The organism is Gemmiger sp. An50 (assembly GCF_002161595.1).
Lineage (GTDB): Bacteria > Bacillota > Clostridia > Oscillospirales > Ruminococcaceae > Allofournierella.
Genome location: NZ_NFID01000018.1, coordinates 41,980 through 64,416 on the forward strand (window position 1 = coordinate 41,980; position 22,437 = coordinate 64,416).

The window sequence follows — 22,437 nt, forward strand, 5'->3', positions numbered from 1 at the left end:
CCGGGCCCCGTTCCAGCCTGAGACCAGCCCGCAGGAGTTTGAACCGCATGCTTGCATGAAACAGAGAGCAGCCCGTTTTAGTGGACTGCTCTCTGTTTTTGTTGTTCAAATGTTTGTTCCAGTGTCCGGTGCAGTGCATCACAGTTTCAGATGAAACATGAAACGGCCTTCCATCGGAGTCGATTTTCCATAAAACTTCAATTGCCCGAGCCGCTTATGTGCTCTTGAAGGATACGTTGAAAATCTGCGCTATAACTCTCATTCCCGATTTCTTTGTATCCCGAATTCACATCGTCTCCTATCTTTAAGACCAAGGTGCTTTCATTCATCCAAACCGTCACTGTCATCTGTGCAACATTCGATTTTTCTTTCCCCACAAAAATAACCGCATTGGGAATCTCATCTGTAAGTTCAGATTTTTCAGCATCCTGTGTGTTCATTAAAGCAAAAAGAATGGTGCTGATTTCATCCGGATTCTTCAACGGTTCTGCCTTTGTAAAATCAATTCCCGACAATTCATTTCCCGCTGCATTCACAGAGATTCCAATCTGTATGCGGTAATCGCTTTGTTGCGCTTTTCTGATAAAAAACACATTACTTATAATCAACGCAACAATAAGCACGGCAATTGTAACTTTTCTCACCATTTTGTTCACACTTTCCCTGAAGTCATTTCTTCAATTCCGCGTGATAATCTCCATCTGTAATGTGCAATTCATAAACTTTTCCATTGGGAAGTTCCAGCGTTGTTCCGTCCGAAAAATGATCAGAGGGTAATCGCTCCAGTGTATCCGGGTCTACGGGAACAAAGATTTTGTAGTCGGAATTTTCCTCGATCAAAATTCCCTCGTAATATCCCGCTTTATAAATCACTTTGCCCTCTATCACATAATCTTCCGGTAAATAGTAATAATCTTCGCCCAATTCACAGGTTTCCATGTTGGGGGCCGGAAAACTCCCTGCCATGCTATTCTCCTGCCGTTTCACATTCCAAACAATTGCAGCAGCAAGAAGTCCCACAATAAGGATCGCAATCATTACTTTTGAACGTGTATGTTTCATCGTTGCCACCTCCCGTAGTTTAATCGTTTTCGCACTCAGCTCTCGTCTTTTCTCATTGCCTCCCTTCATTTTGTTTGTAAAACACTATTTTTATCAGCATATTCTATTTCCCACCAGATTCCCATAAAACTGTAACACAAAACAACAGCCTTCGCACTTCTTTTCCTGCGCCGTCGTCACAGCCTCGGCCAGATAGTAGCAATTCTGCTTGCCGAGGATGCAGCCGACCTTGCGGTTTTTCCAGAAGAAGCATTTGCGGCAGGTATCGGGCCTGTCCGCATAGTACCGGATTCCATCAATCAGAATGATTTTACGCTTTGCTTTTTTGCTCATTTCGATATCCTCCTTGCTTTGATCCGTTTCCGGCATCGTCCGAAAACGACAAAAGCCCTGTGGTGAGGGTCAGTCACCACAGGGCTATGTAAGATATCGATATTTCGTTTTCACGGGCACTTGAAGCCGTAATTATTACGCTTCACTCTTCTGGGACAAGCAAGAAACAGCGAGACACGCCAATCCGATTCCGAGCATGCCCATTCCCGAAGTTGCGTCCAATTCATCAGTTCCACCTCCACAATCGAATAGCACATCTTGGTGATGACCGGCTCCTCAATGGCAACGGGATTCTCATAGATTACAGTGTTTTCCATATGTATTTCCTCACTTTCACTTCGGATTGCGGTTGCCCGCAATGCTTATCAGGGAAACTCCACACATTCCGGAATGGGAAACGGGTCCTCGGGGTCCAGATGCAGGCTCGCCCGTATGCTTTCATCAATGCGCTGCATGTGCTTTTGACTGGTGCGCCCCAGATATTTGATGATCTGCCCCTTGTTGATGGTGACGATTTGCTCTGCCACGCTCATGGACGGCTCATTCAGACCATGCTGCTTGTTCAAAACATAGTGCGTCGGCTGCTTCAGCTTCTTCAGCTCCGTTGTGAGCGGCACGACGATCAGTGTCGGCCCGAAGAAGCTGCCGCTGTTGTTCTGGATATTGATAACTGGTCGGATGCCGCCCTGAATGTGGCCACGATGCTCCCCCAGATCCGCCAGATAAATATCCCCTCGTCTGTAACTCCAATTGTTTCTAAGCATGTAATTCGCCTCCTTCAAGGTTGTATATGGAAAGGGGCGAGATATCGCTTCTCGCCCAATAAAGCCATTGTTGGCTAAATCTCAATTTTATGTTATCCCCACATTTGTCCTCGACACCCCTGGGAACTGGCAGACGCTCAGGCCCGCCGGGAATACATTCAGGCGTCTGGCTGCTACCAGATCCATGGGACTCTCACCCCTCCGTGGTACTCACCGAGCTGCGTACAGAAGTATCATTATGCTGTGATGGATCATCGCTATATACCGGAAGCAATCCGATACTTACAGGCCGGTTCGCGCTCCTGTCTGGTGGCAATCGTTGCGCTTTGCCGCTGATGTGGCTCCTCATCACAGGTTTGTGCCTGAAGAATGATATGTACTTTTCAAGGTGCGCGGCAAGAAGTTTCTTGGCTCCTTACATGTTCAAGTTTATCCCGGTTGAGCGGAAATCTTTAGGTACCAGCAGTACCGGTTACCCGCCCTGGTTGTACGGATTTGCGGGCTTATACAGTTTGCGAGAATGGCATAGCCTAATTTTCTTAAAATCAAAAAAACAATAAAAAGGACCACTGGCTAACCGGTGATCCTGTAAAACGAGAGAAAACTCGCGGCTTTGACTCATCGTCGGAGGGCACGAGTTTCTGTTTGCGGCGGAAATGTGTGCATACCAGTACGCATCGCCTTTTAGTCACAAAAGATGGAACTCGTATATATTGATTTTCCAATCGGAGATTTTAGTTTTCAATAAGCTTTAGTAAAAAGAAACGATATAAATATAATTGGAGAAAATATCCGGTTTATTTTTTAGATTGTCAAAGTCGGTGTGATTCCGACTATACTAAACAAATTGAAATATTCCCATGATACACTAGCATCGTCATTCTTTTTTTATTTTATCTAAAAAATTTTTAGTGAGTTTCAAACTGAAACATGTCCAAACCAGATTTTGATCGAACGGACACAAAGTGCTAACATTGATACATAGTCAAAACACCCACCGGTACACACCGGCCAAAACCGAGAGGTGAAAAGATGAAACTGCAGAATCGTTCGTTTGTGTTTTATCTGTCCGGTCTTCGGGACAACGATACCGCTGTACAGTACTGGATTCATAAGCTGTACAGTGGCTATGATACAATGTTATTCAAGCTACCGTATACGCCGCCGTATCAGGATTTCGAATCGATCCGCGCGTTCCAGATACAAAGCCGGTTTCATCCTTTTACCGATACGCTGCAAAAGGAAAAACTGGCCGTGATCGATCTTTCTGAATGGATTGGTGTTGATGTGCAGTTAGACTACTTGGAAATCTTTTTTCAGTTTCTGCACGACTACCACTCTTTTTACCACTTCCAGTACATCTTTACGGTGGGGGCAGCCAGTCGAAACCAAGCAATGCCGCTGTGTCAGATGGCTTGCCGTTATCTTGCTTCCGGACGCATTCATGAGGACCACATGTTCACTACTCCTGCGCTGCTAGCCAGCTTCTTGCAGGCCAACTATCCTCTGCACATGGATGTAGCTCTGGGGTTAGCTAAGATATTTGCTGCACAGAAAGAGGGCCCAGCTCAGATAGACGCCGTAGTTAACGACTTGCTTAGCCGGGTGCGCTCCAAATCTGGCGACCTTATCACCAAACAGGACCTGCTGTGTCAGTTCGACCAGGTGCGGCACAGCAAGGCATTTTTGTTATACGAGCGCGAACTTTTAATCTGGAAGAACGAAAAGCAGACGACAGACAGTGGGAGGGGTTCCACATGAAAAACATGACGGCCTACGACTATCAGACGGCTTGGAGCAAGTATGCCTTTGAAGACGAAGATTGTCGTTTTCTCACAAACTCCGAAGAGGATCTGCAAAAGATCTGCGACTGTATCGACCTCAGCAATCCTGACCATCCAAAAACATCCGGCGGCATTCCTGTCCACTATGAGAACGGACGCCTATATGTGCTGAAAGAAGGCCCTCACACAAGAGTATGCGGAGAGTCCGGCAGCAAAAAATCCCGCACGGTGTGCCGCGGTGCACTGGTTTCTGCTGTAGAAAACAAAGACAGCATCATCCTGAACGACCCGAAGGGTGAGATCAGCGGCGATTCCAAAATTCAGGGACTGCTGCAGGAACACAATGTAAATGTGTACATTCTCGACTTTCGAAAATTTGATAAGGATGGTTTCAATTGTCTGGCACATGCCTACAAGCTGGCACGGAAGGGCGACATGAGCAGAGCATGCGCTCTGCTGGACAGCTTTGTGAACATGACGGTTGAGAAAAACAAGGGCGGTGACGATCCGTTTTGGAACAGTTCCGCCAGCAATCTGATCAATTTTGCAGCCAAAATCCTGCTGCGTGCGTTACTGCAGCTTCCGAACGGGGAAGAATCTTTCCATCTTGCCAGTGTGAAAAGCTTTATCCGGCAGGACCGCGACCATATGCGCATGATCCTGGCACGGCTGCGATCCGATTCTTCCAACCAACTGCTGCACGATCCCGTGGATGGCTTTGCTGAAATACTGGAAAACCCGGAACGCACCTATGCCTGTATCGTCCAGTCGGCCAATGCTTTGCTGAGCGCGTTCTGCTCCTCGGAAAATATTCTGAATATGCTCAGCATCCAAACCTTTGATCTGCGAAGCTTTTACGAACAGCCTTCGGTACTGTTTCTGGTAGTGCCAGATGAGCGAAAAACATACGACATGGTGGTCGGCTATCTAATTGATACCTTTTATCAGATTCTGGTGGAGGAGTACTGCGATGTATACCAGGACCACCGTCAACCACCCTGCTCGATTAAATTTGTGTGTGACGAAGCAGCATCAATTCACATCAACGACATGAGCAGCAAGATCTCAGCCAGTCGCAGCCGTCAGATTGACTGGACCCTGATCTACCAGTCTGACCGGCAGATGCAGAAAGCCTACCCGGACGATTTTGCCACCATCTGCGGCAATGCCAAAAACTATATTTTTCTTGGTTCCAGCGATCCTGAAATGCTGGCGGCAGTATCTGCTCAGACTGGCACCACCCATATTGCGCCCGGCGGACGAGCTGCTCCGCTTGTCAGTGTGGACGACTTGCGCCGGATGCGCAAGAAGAAGGAGTTCAAGGATGCTCTGCTGATCACTGGTAACCATCTCTATGCCGCAAAACTGCCGGATTATGATGTTTATCCGTTTCTCAAGGATCAGCCAACGCCTCCCTGGCCGACCCATGTAAAACAGGCAACACTACACGTATTCACCCCAGAAGAGCTTCTGGAACGTGTAAACCGTGGAGAAGTGGCACTGTACAAATAAAAAAGCCGAGGTCTCACAGGAAAAGAGGCTGTATGGAAGATCTATTCAAATAAGGAGGATTGTTGTATGCTGCCAAGTATCAAACGCATCACCAAAATCGGCCCCGAAGTGGTCGATCTGTTTACCTATCGTTTTACGGAAACGCGCAGTATCTGGCTGCTGGGTGAAGTGAATGACCGCACGGCGGCAGAGATCTGTCTGCAGCTGGAATATCTGGACGGCATCGGGAGCGAGGATATTTTGCTGTACATCAACAGCCCCGGTGGTTCCGTAGCGGCAGGTCTTTCCATTGTGGATGCTATCCGGCGATGCCGCTGTGATGTCGTTACGATTGCCACCGGCATCGCTGCCAGTATGGGGGCCTTTATCTTGTCCTGCGGAACGAAGGGAAAACGGTATGTGACACCGCTGGCGGAAGTGATGATCCATCAGCCGCTGGGTGGAGCACAGGGACAGGCGTCCGATATCGAGTTGGTGGCCAGGCATATTGTCCAGACCAAAATGCGGCTGAATCAGGTGCTGGCGGAAAACACCGGCCATACTGTCGAGGAGGTGGCGCTGGACAGTGACCGCGACTGCTACATGACCGCACAGCAGGCGATCGACTACGGTATTGCTGACTGTCTGCTGAAAAGTAATGAATTGTTGTGAGGGAAACTTGCAAGATATTCATCAGCGGTGTACTATTATATCGAAATAAAGTGGAAGTTTAGAAACAGGTAATGGAGGTATAAAGGATGCGGACATATACAGATGCACGCAGGATTTTGGAGTCCATGGGATATCCGGAGTTTCTTCCCTTGCAGGAAAAAGCGTTCCGGGACCCGGCGCTGTATGACCCGGAGAAAAACATTTTTATTACCGGAGATACTTCCAGCGGAAAAACACTGATCCCTCTGATTCACTATCTTCTGGAAAAAGAAAAGAACCCCGATTACAAAATGCTGTTTCTGGTTCCTTACCGTGCGCTGGCATCACAAAAGCAGTCTGAAATTCAAGAACTTCTGCACCGTGTACAGCCTAAACTGCATGTGGCATTGTCCACCGGCGAATACCGGGAAGAAGACGATAATATCCGCGCCGGTGAAGTGGATATGGCGGTCATCATTTATGAAAAGGCATATTACTTTGCCTGTAACACCGATGGATTCTTGCAACACTATCAGACGTTGGTGTACGACGAATTTGCCCTCAGTGAAGACGATACCCGCGGCGTGAACTGTGACCTGATGCTTCTGCGCGGACAGAGGGAGAAATGCCGTCTGTTTGCTCTGTCCACCCCGCATTATAACTGGGATCGCTACATTTGCAACAACGACTTTACTGCCATTCAGGTAACCGAACAAAGCAGCGGTGTCCCACGCGAAGAAATTCCGATCTTTCTGGACGCTGCCAGCAACAGCGGTCAGATCTGCGCCTTTCACGATTATAACGGAAAACCTATAGTTCTTGAAGGTGTACGTGAGCAGGGATCGAAGGATGATCTGATCGAGGATCTTTGTGTGCGGCACCTTGCACAGGGACATCGGATTCTGGTGTTTATGAATAACTGTGCCGAGGTTCGCAACCTGTCCCGAAAACTGGCTCACAGGCTACGAAAGAATCACCCGGAACTGCTGAATCCGGTGGACACAGACAGAACGGTATGTTTTCAGCGAGTTTTGGACGAAACCGGCGTACTGGAGGAAGATCTGCTTGATCTGATGGACCCGGACGAATGTCTCTCTTTTGCCCAGGGAATCTGTTACCATAACAGTTGGTTGGGCTATACACTGCGTTCGATGGTTGAGCGCGAGATTCTTACAGACGAAGGGAATCTGAAAGTCGTATTCTGTACAGAGACGATGGCCTACGGAATCAACTCCAGTGTGGACGTCGTTATCGTGGCCGATATGCACAAAAGCCTCAGAAGCCGCGATTACATTCCCGAAAAAGGAGAAGACAACCGGATGCGCATCCATGGAGATGGCCATCAGGTCAATCGTTTCCTGACGCTGAACGAATACCAAAATTACATTGGACGCGCCGGACGATATGGCCGCACAGACCGCGGGTATGCGTACGCTCTGATGATCCAGAAACCGGAAAAAAACTCCATTCGCGAAAGGTGGAGTCATCTGATGAGAATGCGGGAGCAGCCACTCACTGCAACCAGTACATTGCTTAAGCTGGACCCTTACTGCAACAGAAAAAATGGATGCAGCTATTTTCCGGACAACTGCCCCAAGTGCAGTCTGCAGGCCAACGAATTTGCAATGCCAGTGATGAGTCTGATCACGACGGAAGGCGTAACCTATCGCCAGATCAAAAACCAGCTCAAGCGGCTGCCCGGGCTGACACGGGACGGTGCATGGCTCGACCGCAACATCAACACCGCACTCAAGCGGCTCATTTGGTCCACTCGACCTACTCCCAGTGACTACGGTTGGGTGCGATTTGAAAAGGACGAGCTAAACGATGAGGTCACCTATCATCTGACCAAGTCAGGACAGTGCATGTCCGGTTTCATGGTCACGATGTATGAGGCAAATGTGATGATGCAATACCTGATGGGCAGAAGGAACAGTATGCCGGAACGGCGCAGCTATACGCCGCAAGCACTCAAGCAGCTGATCGAGCGCGACCCGTTCGACCTGTTTTTTCAGCTTTGTTATCTTCCCGAACTGCAAAAGATTGCGTTTGATTTTTTTGAGATCAACGACGTGGGCAATGAGGCAGGAAGCCATCGGCGTGATCTGTACCAGGAGCTGTGTACTAAACAGCTGCGCAGCTACCGAAAAAAAGCGATTTCCAACGAATTGTACAGGCAGCTGATCTATCCTGCTACCAATACCTACAATTATACGCTTGGACTTCCCACGCTGTACCGCACGCTGCTTTCCATCCTGATATATGAGTGGTACAAAAACGCATCGGTGGGGCAGCTCAACGACGAGCTGAACGCCGGTTCCGGGATCTTCACCATCACACCGGGACGTATTTCCCGTCTCAGCCAGCAGGTTTCTTTCTATCTGCAGGTGACACAGGCGCTGTGCCGGACTCTCTCTGACGAAGCGTATGAGGATATCGCCCAACTCCTGAACCGGATGGAGCTGTGTCTGTATTTCGGCATCCGAGAGAACGACGCCTGGAAAATCGATGTGTTGCAGCTGCGTCGGCTCACACGCCAGCAGCAACTGATGGTGTCACAGATTCTGGATTTCTGCGCCAATCATCCAGCCTTTACCTCGCCCGAACAGCTCACGCGCCGGGAGCGCGGAGACTGGAAACGGATTGTACGCATGCTCCGTTCGATTTCCGAAGATTCGGAGATCCCACAGACATTACGGAAAATATACCCAATCTTGAATACGGCCAAAGACCTGTTATATAAGGAGTGATTGTATGAATATGCATGAATTTCTCGCCGAACGCCGACTGGTCCCCGAAGGCAAAAAGTTTGCTGAGCGCGGAGAATGGGACGGCAAATTAACCAGTATGCAGGAAACCGTGGTCACGAGTGCTTCGTTCTGGGATCAGAACAAAAATATCGTTATCCACGGTCCAACCTCCAGCGGCAAAACGCTGCTGGCCGAGATCGCCGCACTGCACCAGATTCAGGAAGAAGGCAAGAATGTGCTGTTTCTGGTGCCGTTGCGCGTACTTGTCACCTCCCAGTGCCGACAGCTGCAGAGGGATTTTGAACAAATAACAAAAACGGACGGAAAACCGCTAAATATCTTTGAATCCTCGGCGGATTATCAGGACCACGATGCGGAGATCCTTGCCGGAAACTATGATATCGCAGTAATCGTTTACGAAAAGTTTTTTGCCATGCTCCACAACAGCCCGAACCGCATGCTGGATTGCTGCGGTCTGATCGTGGTGGACGAATTGCAGATGCTCAGCAGCGATGACCGCGGCCCTAAAATGGAATTTTCGATCATGCGGATACTGGAAGCTCAGAGGGAAATGCGCGCCCGGGGACAGTCGATTCGCCTTATCGGTATGACCACCTCCGAAAGTGGTGTGGAGAATGTATGCCGCTGGCTAAATGCGGAAAATCTGGGCAACGACGTCCGTCCTGTATCACTGAAACAGCATTTTGTTTCCTGTCGCTTATCTACTACAGTACGGCTGGGAGAGGTCTGGTCACAGTATATTCCTGGCGGTACAGAGCATGCACCAGAAGAGCAAGAGCCTCCCTTCCAGTTGGAAATCGCCGCTGCTGCAGAGGAAAAGGGGAAAGATAAAAGCACCGAAAAAAACCGCTGCTTTTTTGCTTTGCTGAAAAGATGGATGGAACGGCCAAATGAAGAGGATGCGAAGGCCAAAATTCTGATTTTCAGCAGTGCGAAGCGCAGTGTTCGCTTCCTTGCTAATGAACTTCGAAAAAAATACCCTCGCTTTGCAAGTCCGAATCCAGACAATGAAACAGATCGAAAAAAGCTTCAGTCGGCAATGAATGACGCGCTGAACGAATTTGGCGATGAGGATGATATCTCTAACCTTAGCGCACTGATCCAGCATGGAATCGCGTTTCATCACAGCGGGCTTCCCAGTACAGTACGCGAAGCCATCGAGAACGATTTTCGCAGCAAGAGCGGACAAATCCAGATTATCGTCTGTACTGAAACACTGATGATCGGTGTGAATCTGCCGGCAGACGTGGTGATCCTGTACGACAACACCGTCTTCCGCGGCGAACCGTTGCCCCTCCTACTCACCCTGCAAGAATACAAAAACTTCATTGGTCGCGCCGGACGTCTTGGCATGAGCAATGGCGGCGAAAGCTATATGCTGACCGAGCATCTGCACCAGGATTTCGCCACATACACTTCGTCCCAAAAAACCGAAATCGTATCTCCATTCAAAAAAAGCAGCCCTAGGGAGATCGCTCCCTATTTTCTGAGCTGGATCGGGAACAGCCGGGATGCCCAGGAACGCATCCTGTACGGATTAGAACAGGGTTTTTACTGCAATCAGGAGCAGCAGGAATCTGAAAACATCGAAAATTTTGCAAAAAAAATCTTGAAAGAACTGCAAAAGCTGGGAAAGAAAAACACCGACGGGAGTACATTGCGCCTTGTAGAGGAAATCGATATGGGGCTGGAGACAGCCTGGACACTTACAACGCTCGGAGGGTATCTGGCACCGTACGCTCTCACACTGAATACAGATGCGGTTCTGCTGAATTATGTCATTTGCCACCGTGATACGCTGCATATGGAACAGCTGCGTCTGGAAATGACCAGGGACAAGGAGCCACTTCCCAGTGCAGCGCTATTGGAACTGCTGTACACGATCTGCAAATGTACAGAAGTAGAAAAAAACCCGGTCCTCAAGCTTCCTACCAAAGAAGACCAGATTCGTGAACTGGGCCGGGGTCTGAAAAAGTATCTGCATAAGGTATATCCAAATCGTCCCCAGTCGCATACGGACCAAAAATCGCTTGGACAAATCGCCTATATGGAGAGCGTTTTGGAAAACAGGGAAGCTCTTGCCGCCATGCGTGCAGTGATCCTGGCATTGTGGATGGCAGGATGTCCGATCCGCTTTATCCGCAGATATACTAATTTCAACGTTTCCATCAACACAAGCGATGTGGAGCGTCTGTCCGAATCCGTTGCGTATTTGATGGAAGCGGTGAGCAACTGCCAAAAGGCGCTGGAGATGGACGAAGCGGATATTGGGGGCATGTATGCACTGTCCACCAGTATGAAATACGGGGTACCGCGTCCATTGGTACCTCTTGCCAACCTCCATGTGCGCAAGGTCACACGTCCGTTCCTGCTGAAGATCGGCGAACTGGCCAAAGCAGGTGGAAAAATGCCGGTGGAGTATATTCTGGCAAGCACGGAAAAAAGCTATGAATCTCTCCAAAAAGCTCTGCGTGAGCGTGAATATACGAACAACTACAAGCAGCAGCTTGAGAATCGTACACTGGAAATCCCCGACAAGCTCAATTCGTTGCTCACGGTGCTCGGCGGTTTCGACTGTTCCATCAACGCGGACGCAACGGTTGTTTACAATCGTCTGAAAGAGTTCTTTGAAGAACTTCGTCTCATTGAAAAGGACCCCACTGACAGCGGAATCCAGGTGCATGACGAAGAAGCTGGATTGCAGATTCAATTCAGCTGTAACGGTGGAGGCATCAGACAGATCTATTTCAAGACGCTGCGACCTGTATCGGACGAAGATAAGCAGTGGACAGAATCCGTGCTGGAGTTCCGAGACAAGGTCCATGAGGAAGCGGTGAAGGCCGGTATCCAGCACACTCATTCGGTCACCGTCCTGTGCGGCGAGCCACCCGCGGGTGCAGAAAATCTCCCAGCCGATGAACTGGTGATCTCCAGCGAGATGCTGGGTGTGCTGTTGCTGGCATGCCTGCTGGAAAATCTCGATATGACAAACGATCTGATCTGCCGGGTTCTGTCGGATCTACAGGGAAACTTCATCCTGGGCGGCTCCGGATTCTTCAATGGATACGGCCAGCTGTGGGAACTGGTTAAAGGCTATTCCCTGCCGCCCGTCCTTCCGCATGACAAGCATCTGCAACTGTTTTACTACCCCGGCCTGTTCGATTCCAAACGCGGCGTCCTGGCTAATCAAGCTGCATATATCGAATTCCCCTGGGGATATGAGGAATCGGCTGGCGGCCACCGAAGAGCGGCTTTCTATCATCCCGCCATGCAGTACAGTCGGCAGGGCAAGGTCACACTGCAGCACTGCAACATCATCTGCTGTAACGACGAGGACGCTGAACAGGTGAATACTCTGCTTTCAACAGCCGGGGCTATCTATGTAAAAGAGCCACAAACAGGTATGGATGAGCTGCTTCGTGAATTTTCTGAACGACTTACCAAAGAACAGAACCCCTGCACCTACGATGTGGGCATTTCCTTCCGAGGAATATACAACACACAGATGCAGACACTGCGCGAGCAGCTGGAACAGCGCGGAAAAACGGTGCTGTGCATGGAGACAGACAAGTTTGAACGTGAGATGGACAGCACAGATCTCCATGAGTCACTGCGAGAACATTTTTCGCAATGCCGCCACATCATTGTCTGCGATACCGCCGATTACGACCAGAGTTCTTACACCCTGGTGGAATACAACGTAATCGTGGACAAACTGACTTATGCGCTACAGAACTGTGAGCGCATCCCCGTATATCTTGTCAGTATCCCCGGTGTGAAGCGCAGCAGAAAACTTTCAAACTTCTTCCGCTACGGTTTCACCAATACCTACGATGAAAAAGCTGTCGACACGCTGATCGATAGATTGATCAACCAGATGGCTGAGGCTGATCAAAGCAACCAGGACACCGCATCCTCCCGTTAAATTTCAGAAAGCACCGTCCGCGCTTCCCTGTGAAGCGCGGACGGTGCTTTTGTGTACAGGCAATTTCATTTTGAAACTCTGTCATTGCATTTCTTTCGCATCATACAATTTCCGCTTATTATATAGACATGGAAAGCAACCACCCAGCACTGCGAAAGGAAAGGTCAAAAATGGTCAAATATAAAAAGCTTCCCAAAAAGCCCAATCGACTCAAGCTCCCGGTGTGGAAAAACGAGTCTTTTCCGCGTCTTGCAGGCATGATGGACAGCCTGATGCACAAAGCTCAGATCACTCATACCGCTCAGGAACAGGAGCTTCTGCACAGTGGACGCGTGGTGCGGGTACAGCGCCGCTTCCATGAGTATGAGTCGGCCATGCGGGAATATCTTCTCCATGTGTTGCTTCCCCTGGAGGAAGAAACCCGGCAATTGCTTGTAACCTGTAATCAGACTGTTCCGGAAAACTTTCAGCTGCATGCACACACCTCGGCCAACCTGCGAGCGGCAAGAGCAGCCGCCGCCCAGCGCCAGCAGCTGCTTGAGCAGATTCAGGAAAGCCGTGTGCAGCTGGCACAGCTGGTCCGTAAGTTGCAATATAAATGTGAAGTAGCCGAAAGTCAGCTGCAACAGGCTTTCTTCTGTGCCAATGCCGAACTGGCTCGCTACGCAAAGGCAACTGTGTTTGCTGTTGTTGAAAAGGAGATTCCCACCCTGACCCGCAGCTTTTATCCCGAACAACTACTTGACAAACAACTGCTGCTCCAGGCCAACAGCGTCACAACGGAGGTGTGAGAAGATGAAAAACCCATTTGCAAAGTTCCGACAGCGCCGCCGCGAAGAGAAGATCACCATCGACTGGCCACACCAATACATTGTACACCATATTTTGTACGACACTCCGAATGTGACCACCTCATGCGGATCGTATAAAGAGATCACCGAAGAGGATTTCAAAGGACTTCTGGATCATGTGCGGGAGACACTTGGAAAGCTGGATGTCAACGCTGACAGCTCTCACATTTTTGACACGTTGCTGAAGAGCAAGCAGACTACGCTTCTGTGTGATCTCACAGAGACCCGGCTGTTGCACCTACGGGATTCCATCGCGATGCGCACAGATATCGAGAAAGAATATCACCTGTACGAAAGCCGTATAAAACAGCTTAAAGCACTCCAGCAAGAGCTGGAATCCGAAAAACAAGCGCTGCAGCCCGGGCATTGGCAGAGAAGGAGGAAACAAGATGTTCAAAAAGAAGGATATCCTGCAGAACAGTAAATCCCATGGATGCAACCAGTGGCTGGTGGCTTTGATCGTACTCATCTGTACGGCAAGCGACTTTATCACTATTTATACCTTCTCGGCATCCACTTTCAACGAAACACCGATTATCTCCATCGTTGTTTCGATCGTGTCCGCCATCTGTCTGGATGCCAGTCTGTGGTATGCCGCGACCCTTATGAACCGGTGTACCGGAACCTCCAGTCCCGCGGTCCGTAACCGGTGCCGTGTGTTGATAGGGCTGCTGATAGCGGTGTTTGCAATTTCATACGCAGGTCTCATCCTACTGGCATGGTCGGATGCATCGCGGGCTGACACAGATCTTGTCACATCCGGTACGCTCACCCGTCTTCTGCTGCCCACAGCCACCTCGATTCTGTCGTTCGTAATGGGCCTTGCCTTGAACCCGAACGATGAACGTCTTTCACAGATCAACAGCCAGCTTGCCGAACTGAACCGGGAGCTGGACGTCACCACTGCCACCGTACAGAGACTGCAGGCGGCCTTCAGCCTGTACGACCCCGCACAGTACGATCTCGAGCAGTACCGGCTGGCGGTAGCCCGTCTGAAGGCGCACGGCAATGCCGCAGCACATGAGGTCCGCCTGATGTTAGCCCAGGAATTGGGCACAGCAGACGTTACCAACCAGTTACTATCCGACAACTCTTCCGAAGAACTATACAACCAGATCGAAGAGCTGGGGTTGCAGCTGGAAACCGCTCCCAAACCTGAATGCCATGCCGGAGTTATCCCTGCCTTTGAAAATGCCGAGAAACCTACTCCCGCAGAGGAGCAGGTTTTCGATGAACCGAGCCAGGACACAGCAGAAGAGGAGATCTTTGTACAAGTCGATTCCGAAGACGCGGCGGCCTAAACACACCACCCAAAAAGGAGGAAAACTATGGAGATCAAAAAAATACTGGTCGTGCTGCTCATCTCCGCTATCTCTCTGTTGTCCCTGTGCGGATGCAGCGCAGAGCAGCCTGTTGAGCCGATGAATGTCGCAGTGGTCACACTCAATGGTCAAAACATGCCGAAATATGATCAAGCTGCCATGGATAGCCTGATTGATCAGGCTGTATCGTCCGATAGCAACAGTACCGTGAGCCTGATTATTGCGGACGGCGAGCCACATCTGGCCGGGGAGACCATCTGTTTCAGCACGAAACAGGCCAAGAATGGTCCCCACTGGGATGAGGAAAAAGAAACTCGTCACAAACAGATCGACGCGCTTCTGACGCAGTATCAGGCATCCACTCCCGGCACGGATCTTCTGAACGCGATCCGGTTGGCCGGGCGGCAGCTTCAGTCCGGTCAAAATCCTCATAAGCTGCTTGCGATTATGCATTGCGGCCTGAATACAGCCTCTCCGCTGATGATGCAGAACACTGACATTACCTCATTGGGGGAAAACACAGTCCAGCAGTTGAAGGATGCCGGTTATCTGGCAGATTTGTCCGGATGCGAAGTCCGATGGTTTTTTTTCGGGGATACCGACGGTGACCAGCCTGTATTGAATCCGGCACAAACCGCCTCCTTACAAACGTTTTGGGAATCGTACCTCACGGCCTGCGGTGCTGCCTCTGTCACCTTCGAATCGACCCTCCCCTCCACCGGTCAGATAGCGGAAGCCCCCCCTGTTCCGGTTGTGGCAGCAGCCACGACAAACATCGACCTGACTACGCCTATTTCTCTGGATCCGGAAATCGTTTCCTTCCAGCCCAACAGTGCGCAGTTGAGTGACAAGGAAGCCGCCCAGCAGCAGCTTGCCGATATCGTTAAAACTATGTGCGCTTCCAACGGACAGTTCCTGCTGGCAGGAAGTACTGCCTCTACTCAGGAAAGTCCCCAGAGGATGAGCAACCAGCAATTCGGTCTTCTGAGAGCGCAGGCTGTACGCGAGCTGCTGTGTGATATGGGGGTGGACAGTGCCAATCTTGTTTGTATTGGGCTGGGAGATACAAATACAAGCATTCGCAGCACAACAGATGATCAGGCAAATCGAACCGTTTGGCTGGTACCGATGGAGGATCCCTTAGCCGCTGAATTTCAATTGGTCGGTCTGTCCGAATGATGCCCAGTTTCTCCCGCCCACACATATGGGCGGGAGCTTTCCTTGTACCAGATCGTATGTATTGCTATTTATTTGCTATATTGAATCAAAAGGAGAAAAAGCCATGATCCTTGTACAGAAAAAAAAAGGCAAAATCGTCACCGCGTACCAGCTGGGCACACAACATCTCGTTATCGATAAACTCATTCAGGAGAAAAAGATCATCCCTCTTCTGAACGGTGAATTCGAAGTGATGAGCCAGGAAGCCGTACACGGGAAGGGCGAAATTGCGCAGATAGGTGATTTTATCAAGCTGGACGCCGATGGTTGGCCCTACCCCAACACACAAGAATTCTTCAAAAATAACCATCGGCATCTGCGCGGCGATGAATTCGAACAGCTTTCTCGGCCGCTGAAAGCATGGGTCGCCGACGAAGAACTGTGTGAGGAAGTGTTCTTCCTGATCAAGAACAAAGGACTGTTTCTAAATGCCGACGATCCTTCGCACTATTTTACTGCACGTTTATGGGGAACACTAGAAAGTGCTGCCCAGGATGCCGTGCTTGTGTTCTATAGCACCCAGCGAAATAAAACAGGACAACTCATTGACGCGGATTTTAATTTTATTGCTCGTAACATCTTTGACCAGGACTACGAGATACTTTCCAGACTGTAAAACCGCAAGGGGGAAACGGCATATCGGACTTGTCTTATATCACCCATGGAAACTCCAGCACGCAGAAAAAATTGCAGCTCTATTTCTGCTTTTTTCACGACGACCAGTCGCTGTTTTCCATCCATTGCTAACAAGATCTTTGAGCTACAAAATTGTGTCATCCGCCCCCCTTTGCCGCCCCCTTGTAACCGGGAGGATCTCTAGAATACTCTCTCCCAGATGCAACTGTTCGTAATACCAGTTTCCAGCCGGTTGTCTGCCGTTTCCTGCCGCACGATGCAGCAGAAATTCTCTTTTCTATCCAGCACCACATTTCGGTGTACTTCCTTTACTTCAAGAGCGGGAGGAGTTGTTTAACCAGAAATGCGATGATCTCTGGTTTCTTAATCTCTACGCCAGCAACTGAACTGCTATCCCGCATCCAGATAAGCTGAAAAAGTTTCCCGATTCCATACTGGTGGGTGTTGAGCTAACCGCCAAAGTCAGCGCGGCTTTCAACGCCTACATCTTCCTCAGCTACCGTAAGAAAGACCGTCGCCCCGCCCGGCGGCTGATTCACCTGATCTGCCAGAACGACTTCTGTCGCGACATCGCTATCTGGTTACCATGAAATCCTCACTCCCAGCGAGAACTTCAACTAGTCCATCGCCGAAGCCATACAGAAAAGCTGTCTGTTCGCTCTGGTGGCCTCCCCATCCTACTGGTCCCCCAACTGCATCATGACTACCGAATATCCTGCTGCATGCAGCGTCAACAAGCCTGTGCCGCCAGTGGAGATGCCGGCAAGAACCGTATCGGACTGGAAAAAATATGAAAACATCCCGCCCTGCACCATTGGACAGGACACCCTCACGCTCTCGGCCACACCGCTGGAGTATCTGCACACGCTGGCCCTGCGTTAAAAAAGCAGCAATCCGCAGTACAACTACTTGATCGACTCGGCGTATCTTTCCGGCATCAACGTGAAGATAGACCACATCCGCACACTGAAATTGATCCGCAGCGCGGCAGACGCCGGTTATCCCCCTGCGATAGAAAAGCTGGTGAACATCATGGTACCACACCATCGAGGGCGTGCCAAACTATGAGGCACCCATCAAATTACAGAAACAGCTGATAAACTGTTTAGAATATATGCGGGAAAGGAGGGCAGCAAGGAAACCTTCGAAAAATACGCCCATGCCTTGTAGAATCCGGGAAATTGTTATATAGAATTTCAGGATCTGAGAAACTGGCATTCTATATGGAAAGAGGATATGTTACCGCTTGCGAAATTGTGTAGCGAGAGAACCAATTTCATATGAATTGCGCTGCCAGGCAGTAAACTATATCAAGCCGGGTGATGCGTATGAGACGACTGGAACTCTAACCGCTGCGTACGAATTCTATTATCGCCCCCCACCCCCTCCCGCTAGATCGCGCAGAAGCCTCCAAGACATTGGACGGCCTCGTTGCTGCTTGGTACAAACCGGGCTCCATTCCTTCATACTCACCCTCCCACCACCTACAAAAGGCGCTGGAAATCTGGAATCGTTTGTTAGCGCACTATCCCAGCACCCCAGCATACAAAAAGGTGCAACATTGCCGCTAAACTTCTGCAAAACCTCCGACTACGGAACAAAACCCGTCTTCCCCTGTGCAAAATACAAGGGAAGCCGGGTTTTGTTCCGCATCGATCACCGCACAAAGTATGCGTCGGGATAGAGCAGTTCCATCACCTCACCCATCCGTTGCTCCGCATATCTCTGCGCCGAGCTCTCCAGTGGTTGTGCGGTATACAGCTCATATCCCTGCGCGGTACCGTCGCTGTTTATGTACGACTGCTGGTTCTCCTTCCAGGCTCGTGCAGTCGAAAAATACGCGCTGTGTGAAAGTTCGCTTCTCCAGTCCACGCTTTTTACCACATAGTCCTGATAAGCGTGGTATACCTCGTGAAATATAGTTTCTATCACGTCCTTCGCGCCGGATCCTGCTAAATATTCACTGTCGATCATAATTTCCTCGCGTACTATATTGTAATGTCCCAGCGTGTATTTCTCCTCTTTTCCCGCATACAGCGGAACCGGTGGGATTTCCAGACGATCAGTCTCTTTGTCTGCCAGACACTTCACCAGCGTCAGCTTTTCTTCGGTGGTATATCCGCTCCAATTCTTCTCCTGAAAGCACAGCAGCAGCTCCTGGTCGGGTATCAGTTCTCCTTCCCTCACTTCATGGGATGCCTGTTCGATCAGCGCATTCAGATGCTCTATCCTGGGCTGATATCTCTTCTCGCTCACACCGTAGACACACAGCACCAACATACTGGGCACTGCAAGTACCAGCGAGGCTGTGAGTACCAGAACCCGGCGCCGTAGCCGTTTTTCTCGGCGGGTGTTTCGCACACTTCGCCGGCTGTACCGAAACACCACCTGCATTCCAACAATCACAAGTAAAAACACTGCCATCGTTATCAGATGATACTGCGCAAACAGTGCCAATAGTATAAGCTGGATGGGAAAAATATTGGACAGCAGTTCCAGCCATCCTCCATTGGAACAATCCGAATGAAATGGCAGCACAAAGCTCCACATTACCTCGAAAACCATAAGCACCAGCAGATAGGGTGGCAAGTACAGCCCCAGCGGTTCAATGTACAGCGAAACCTGTCTCACCCCGATCACAATCTCCATCAACAAAGCCAGCATCCAGCTTCCCGAAACAATCCACAGTTTGATTACTTTCATTTTTCTTCCTCTTGTCTTTTTAAAGACAGGTGCGCGGATGCTTCTCCGGAAAGAGCACCCGCGCATTGCAATTTATACAGCAGCGTCTACCAGGATCGACTGTACCAATTCGCGGATGAGCTGTACACAGCCCAGCACGATACAGGCCACCGCCAGCACACCGGAAAGGAAAAAAGCTACTACCAGCACAATCACAATGCCCGGCAGACTCCCGAACAGAATCGCGATAAATCCTGCTTTCATCAGGGTAGACAGCGTCTGTGTGACACAGGGCCACAAAAGACGTCCACTGTAGATCAGGCATAGGACGAACCCACTCACCAAAATGCAATCCCCCATCCCTAACCCGCTGCTGATTCTCAGTACAAAACCTGCCAACAGCGCAAGCAGTACAAACGCAGTGAAACGAATCACAAATCTCTGCTTCATCATTTCTCTCTTTCCTCTCTTTCTCTCAGTGAATGCAACAGCTTCCGGACTATTTGTTGTATATAAACAGTCCTTCGTCATCCTTCATGCCGGCAATGCTATCTGCCGAAAAGCGTGCCTCCCACTGGCGGGCAATACTCATCCCTCTGCTGTCAGAAACGGTATTGGAACCAAACAGGCCCATAAATCCACCGCTGTCGCAATGTGCATCGGTAATGCCTGTGGTGCGGGTAATTTTCTCTCGCTCCACTTCGTGGAAATAATCGCTCACAGCCTTTGCACTGGGACCGATATGACGCATCATAATCGCACAGGTGGCAGCTTGACAGGCATAGTTCCACAGCCATTCCATAGCGGGAAGGTCCGGATAACACAGGCACTGTCCACAGTTGATCTGTTCCAGCATCACGCGGCAGGACGGTGGCACCGATACCCCACACATCACCACAAATACCTTCATGCCATCCAGATACAGCTCCTTCAGCTCAGCCAGCACCGCTCCCATCCATACAGCACTTCCCTGCGGAAGTTTCACAGTAATTGACCGTCCCACTGCCGCCGTACGTCGGATTGATCGTCCTGGACGGCGCCGGCGACAGCTTCGACGCAACTGATTACGAAGGTAATCCAAGTGCAGGCTTGCTGTAATCGCGTGGCTTTCCGCGATGGGATCACACCCCTGCATAAAGGCGTCCGCGCCAATCTCACGGGCATTGCTGTCCAGAAATGCCGCCATACTCAGCCGTCCGTCGCGCTGCAATATGTAACGCAGCTCGTCCTCCATCGGCGTATAGAGCGGCGCTGCCTCCAGTGCCATCGCCTGCGCCGCATCGCACAGCAAACCGCAGGCATCCCCCAGCGTCGCTCCATCCAGTGGATCATAGCTTCCATCCGGAATGCTTAGCACACAGTTTGTGTGCAACGGTTCCTGCCCGGTCTGCAGCACCACAACAGCGTGCCCTGCTCTGCACTGTTCCTCAATCAGCCGATTCATCAGCAGCATACGCACCGCAAAGGCTCCGCCGCTCACAAACATATGCGGCTGATCCTCCTCCAGGCTGTACTGTGTACATGCGGCAGGCAGACAGGGCATTACTTTTATAGGTGCCGGATAGCGCACGCGGTATTCCTCCGGAGAAAGGAATATCGCACTCATCACCTTGATAATCGGATTGGACATCGAAACACCCCCATATCATTCGTCAAAGCGGAAGAAAAATGCAGGGTGTCCTGGGCTCTTTACGATTGCCTGCCCCACATCCATGCTCAGCAACTCTTCATCTGTCACTGCGTCTTCAAACTGTCCTGCGCTGCCGCTATAGGAGATACCCGGCACGAACTGGTACTGCATAGCGCGTATCTTTCCGCATTGCTCCTTAACGAACTGTCGGCTAAGGTCGTCCTCCATGCGAAACAAAACTCTGGTCTGCAGGCCGGCCAGCAACGTCTCCATACCGACTTTTCCGCACAAGCCTTCCAGCTGTGCCAGCGACTGCGAGCCCACGCACACACAACCCAAGCCGATGCCGGGGCCGTAGTTCAGCGTGCGGCAGAGCATCTCGGGCGATTTTCCCAGTAGATGGATCTCGTCCAAGAACAGATACAGCCTACCGTCGGCGTTGTGGCCGTTCATAAAACTGATCAACAACAGATCGATCAGTAGTTGATACACATTGTCGGCCGCGCCGCCGTCTCGCAGATCATACTGCAAAAACATCGTGCGACCACTACGGTTGGTCTCAAAGTCCACCATTGAAAAGGTCCCGTGGCCGCCCCACACACCGCACAGCGCCATCGTCACGTTGATCAGCAGCTCGGCCAGCACCGAGTGCTCGGTGGGATTCATGAATTTTCCGTCCCCGATGTATCCGCGCATCTCCTGTGGCGCACTGCACAGCAACAGAAATCGTCCCCAGTCACCCCGCTGCAGAAAAGCCAGCAGGCCATGGTTGTCAAGTACTTCGCCCGCGGGCAACAAATCGCTGTGCCGCAAAAGTGTTTCCAACAATTCCTCTAGCACACGGCGGGGTGCATCTGTGAAAAATGGAACATGAAGATTTTCCCTGCAAAATACGCGGGAAGCAATCATCCCGATACGCTGGGACAGTTCCGTCTTGGTTTTGCAGCCGGCGGTGCAGTCACGGAAAATGTTCCATCCCGCGGTGGGTGCAAACGGTCCGCCGGTTCCCAGAATCACATCGCCTAGCCGAAAGAACTTCTTCGCATAGTCGCCTTTTGTATCCAGAATCACAAGCACATCGCGCCTGGTCATCTGCTGGCGCACCTGCCGGATCATCTTGGCCTGCTGCTGGCTTTTTCCGGTACGGGAAGCCCCTGCCAGCAGCATACCGCGCGCTAGCTGCTGCTCATCCATCTCCAGCAGTTCATGGCACCCCAGGCATTCTCCCGACAGCTGCACCAAAGGGTTTCCTTTTGCGGACGGCGCGGGAACGGTGCGGGTAAAATTGCCTTCGATTCTCATCAACATGGTTTTGCC

At 50.6% G+C, this 22,437-nt stretch carries 20 protein-coding genes; 11 read left to right on the plus strand and 9 right to left on the minus strand.

The features are described from left to right. Positions 1-197: 197 nt before the first annotated feature. From B5G03_RS14195 to B5G03_RS14215, 5 genes are all read right to left on the minus strand, one after another. Complete coding sequence (locus B5G03_RS14195; RefSeq protein ID WP_162613424.1) at positions 198-656, minus strand: hypothetical protein; 459 nt, start codon at positions 654-656, stop codon at positions 198-200. A gap of 13 nt (positions 657-669) precedes the next feature. After that, complete coding sequence (locus B5G03_RS14200) at positions 670-1,062, minus strand: hypothetical protein (RefSeq protein WP_087182338.1); 393 nt, start codon at positions 1,060-1,062, stop codon at positions 670-672. Between the two features lie 93 nt (positions 1,063-1,155). Further along, positions 1,156-1,395, minus strand: a complete 240-nt coding sequence (locus tag B5G03_RS14205) for a hypothetical protein (RefSeq protein ID WP_087182339.1) — start codon at positions 1,393-1,395, stop codon at positions 1,156-1,158. Positions 1,396-1,505: 110 nt separating this feature from the next. Further along, positions 1,506-1,712, minus strand: a complete 207-nt coding sequence (locus tag B5G03_RS14210; RefSeq protein WP_087182340.1) for a hypothetical protein — start codon at positions 1,710-1,712, stop codon at positions 1,506-1,508. A 48-nt stretch (positions 1,713-1,760) separates the two neighbouring features. Beyond that, positions 1,761-2,159 carry a type II toxin-antitoxin system PemK/MazF family toxin gene (locus tag B5G03_RS14215; protein ID WP_087182341.1) on the minus strand — a complete coding sequence of 133 codons (399 nt, stop codon included), beginning with the start codon at positions 2,157-2,159 and terminating at the stop codon, positions 1,761-1,763. Between the two features lie 1,032 nt (positions 2,160-3,191). On the opposite strand from B5G03_RS14215, the gene B5G03_RS14220 reads away from it, so the two are divergent. From B5G03_RS14220 to B5G03_RS18020, 11 genes are all read left to right on the plus strand, one after another. Further along, positions 3,192-3,920 carry a hypothetical protein gene (locus B5G03_RS14220; RefSeq protein WP_087182342.1) on the plus strand — a complete coding sequence of 243 codons (729 nt, stop codon included), beginning with the start codon at positions 3,192-3,194 and terminating at the stop codon, positions 3,918-3,920. Further along, entirely contained in the window at positions 3,917-5,455 is a 1,539-nt protein-coding gene (locus B5G03_RS14225; protein ID WP_087182343.1) for a type IV secretory system conjugative DNA transfer family protein, read from the plus strand. The genes B5G03_RS14220 and B5G03_RS14225 overlap by 4 nt, the downstream gene beginning before the upstream one ends. Before the next feature lie 66 nt (positions 5,456-5,521). Further along, positions 5,522-6,106, plus strand: coding sequence for a ClpP family protease (locus tag B5G03_RS14230; RefSeq protein WP_087182344.1), 585 nt, complete (start codon positions 5,522-5,524; stop codon positions 6,104-6,106). A gap of 125 nt (positions 6,107-6,231) precedes the next feature. Next, on the plus strand, positions 6,232-8,835 hold the full coding sequence (locus B5G03_RS14235; protein WP_162613425.1) for a DEAD/DEAH box helicase: 2,604 nt from the start codon (positions 6,232-6,234) through the stop codon (positions 8,833-8,835). Positions 8,836-8,839: 4 nt separating this feature from the next. Then, entirely contained in the window at positions 8,840-12,781 is a 3,942-nt protein-coding gene (locus tag B5G03_RS14240) for a DEAD/DEAH box helicase (RefSeq protein WP_087182346.1), read from the plus strand. Positions 12,782-12,951: 170 nt separating this feature from the next. Further along, positions 12,952-13,572: a hypothetical protein gene (locus tag B5G03_RS14245; RefSeq protein WP_087182347.1), complete on the plus strand. Its 621-nt coding sequence runs from the start codon at positions 12,952-12,954 to the stop codon at positions 13,570-13,572. A gap of 4 nt (positions 13,573-13,576) precedes the next feature. Further along, positions 13,577-14,056, plus strand: coding sequence for a hypothetical protein (locus tag B5G03_RS14250; RefSeq protein ID WP_087182348.1), 480 nt, complete (start codon positions 13,577-13,579; stop codon positions 14,054-14,056). Further along, a complete protein-coding gene (locus B5G03_RS14255) occupies positions 14,022-14,933 on the plus strand; it encodes a hypothetical protein (RefSeq protein ID WP_087182349.1) in 912 nt (303 codons plus the stop codon). The genes B5G03_RS14250 and B5G03_RS14255 overlap by 35 nt, the downstream gene beginning before the upstream one ends. Before the next feature lie 27 nt (positions 14,934-14,960). Beyond that, entirely contained in the window at positions 14,961-16,133 is a 1,173-nt protein-coding gene (locus tag B5G03_RS14260; RefSeq protein ID WP_087182350.1) for an OmpA family protein, read from the plus strand. Between the two features lie 103 nt (positions 16,134-16,236). Continuing rightward, positions 16,237-16,788, plus strand: coding sequence for a hypothetical protein (locus tag B5G03_RS14265; RefSeq protein ID WP_087182351.1), 552 nt, complete (start codon positions 16,237-16,239; stop codon positions 16,786-16,788). A 776-nt stretch (positions 16,789-17,564) separates the two neighbouring features. After that, entirely contained in the window at positions 17,565-17,690 is a 126-nt protein-coding gene (locus tag B5G03_RS18020) for a hypothetical protein (RefSeq protein ID WP_275539306.1), read from the plus strand. A 774-nt stretch (positions 17,691-18,464) separates the two neighbouring features. On the opposite strand, the gene B5G03_RS14270 is transcribed toward B5G03_RS18020, so the two are convergent. The 4 genes from B5G03_RS14270 to B5G03_RS14285 all read right to left on the minus strand — a co-directional run bounded on the left by B5G03_RS14270 (position 18,465) and on the right by B5G03_RS14285 (position 22,428). Beyond that, positions 18,465-19,511: a hypothetical protein gene (locus tag B5G03_RS14270; RefSeq protein WP_087182352.1), complete on the minus strand. Its 1,047-nt coding sequence runs from the start codon at positions 19,509-19,511 to the stop codon at positions 18,465-18,467. Positions 19,512-19,583: 72 nt separating this feature from the next. Next, entirely contained in the window at positions 19,584-19,943 is a 360-nt protein-coding gene (locus B5G03_RS14275; protein ID WP_087182353.1) for a hypothetical protein, read from the minus strand. Positions 19,944-19,989: 46 nt separating this feature from the next. Further along, positions 19,990-21,120, minus strand: a complete 1,131-nt coding sequence (locus B5G03_RS14280; RefSeq protein ID WP_087182354.1) for a hypothetical protein — start codon at positions 21,118-21,120, stop codon at positions 19,990-19,992. A 15-nt stretch (positions 21,121-21,135) separates the two neighbouring features. Continuing rightward, positions 21,136-22,428 carry a type IV secretory system conjugative DNA transfer family protein gene (locus B5G03_RS14285; protein ID WP_087182355.1) on the minus strand — a complete coding sequence of 431 codons (1,293 nt, stop codon included), beginning with the start codon at positions 22,426-22,428 and terminating at the stop codon, positions 21,136-21,138. Positions 22,429-22,437 lie beyond the last annotated feature (9 nt).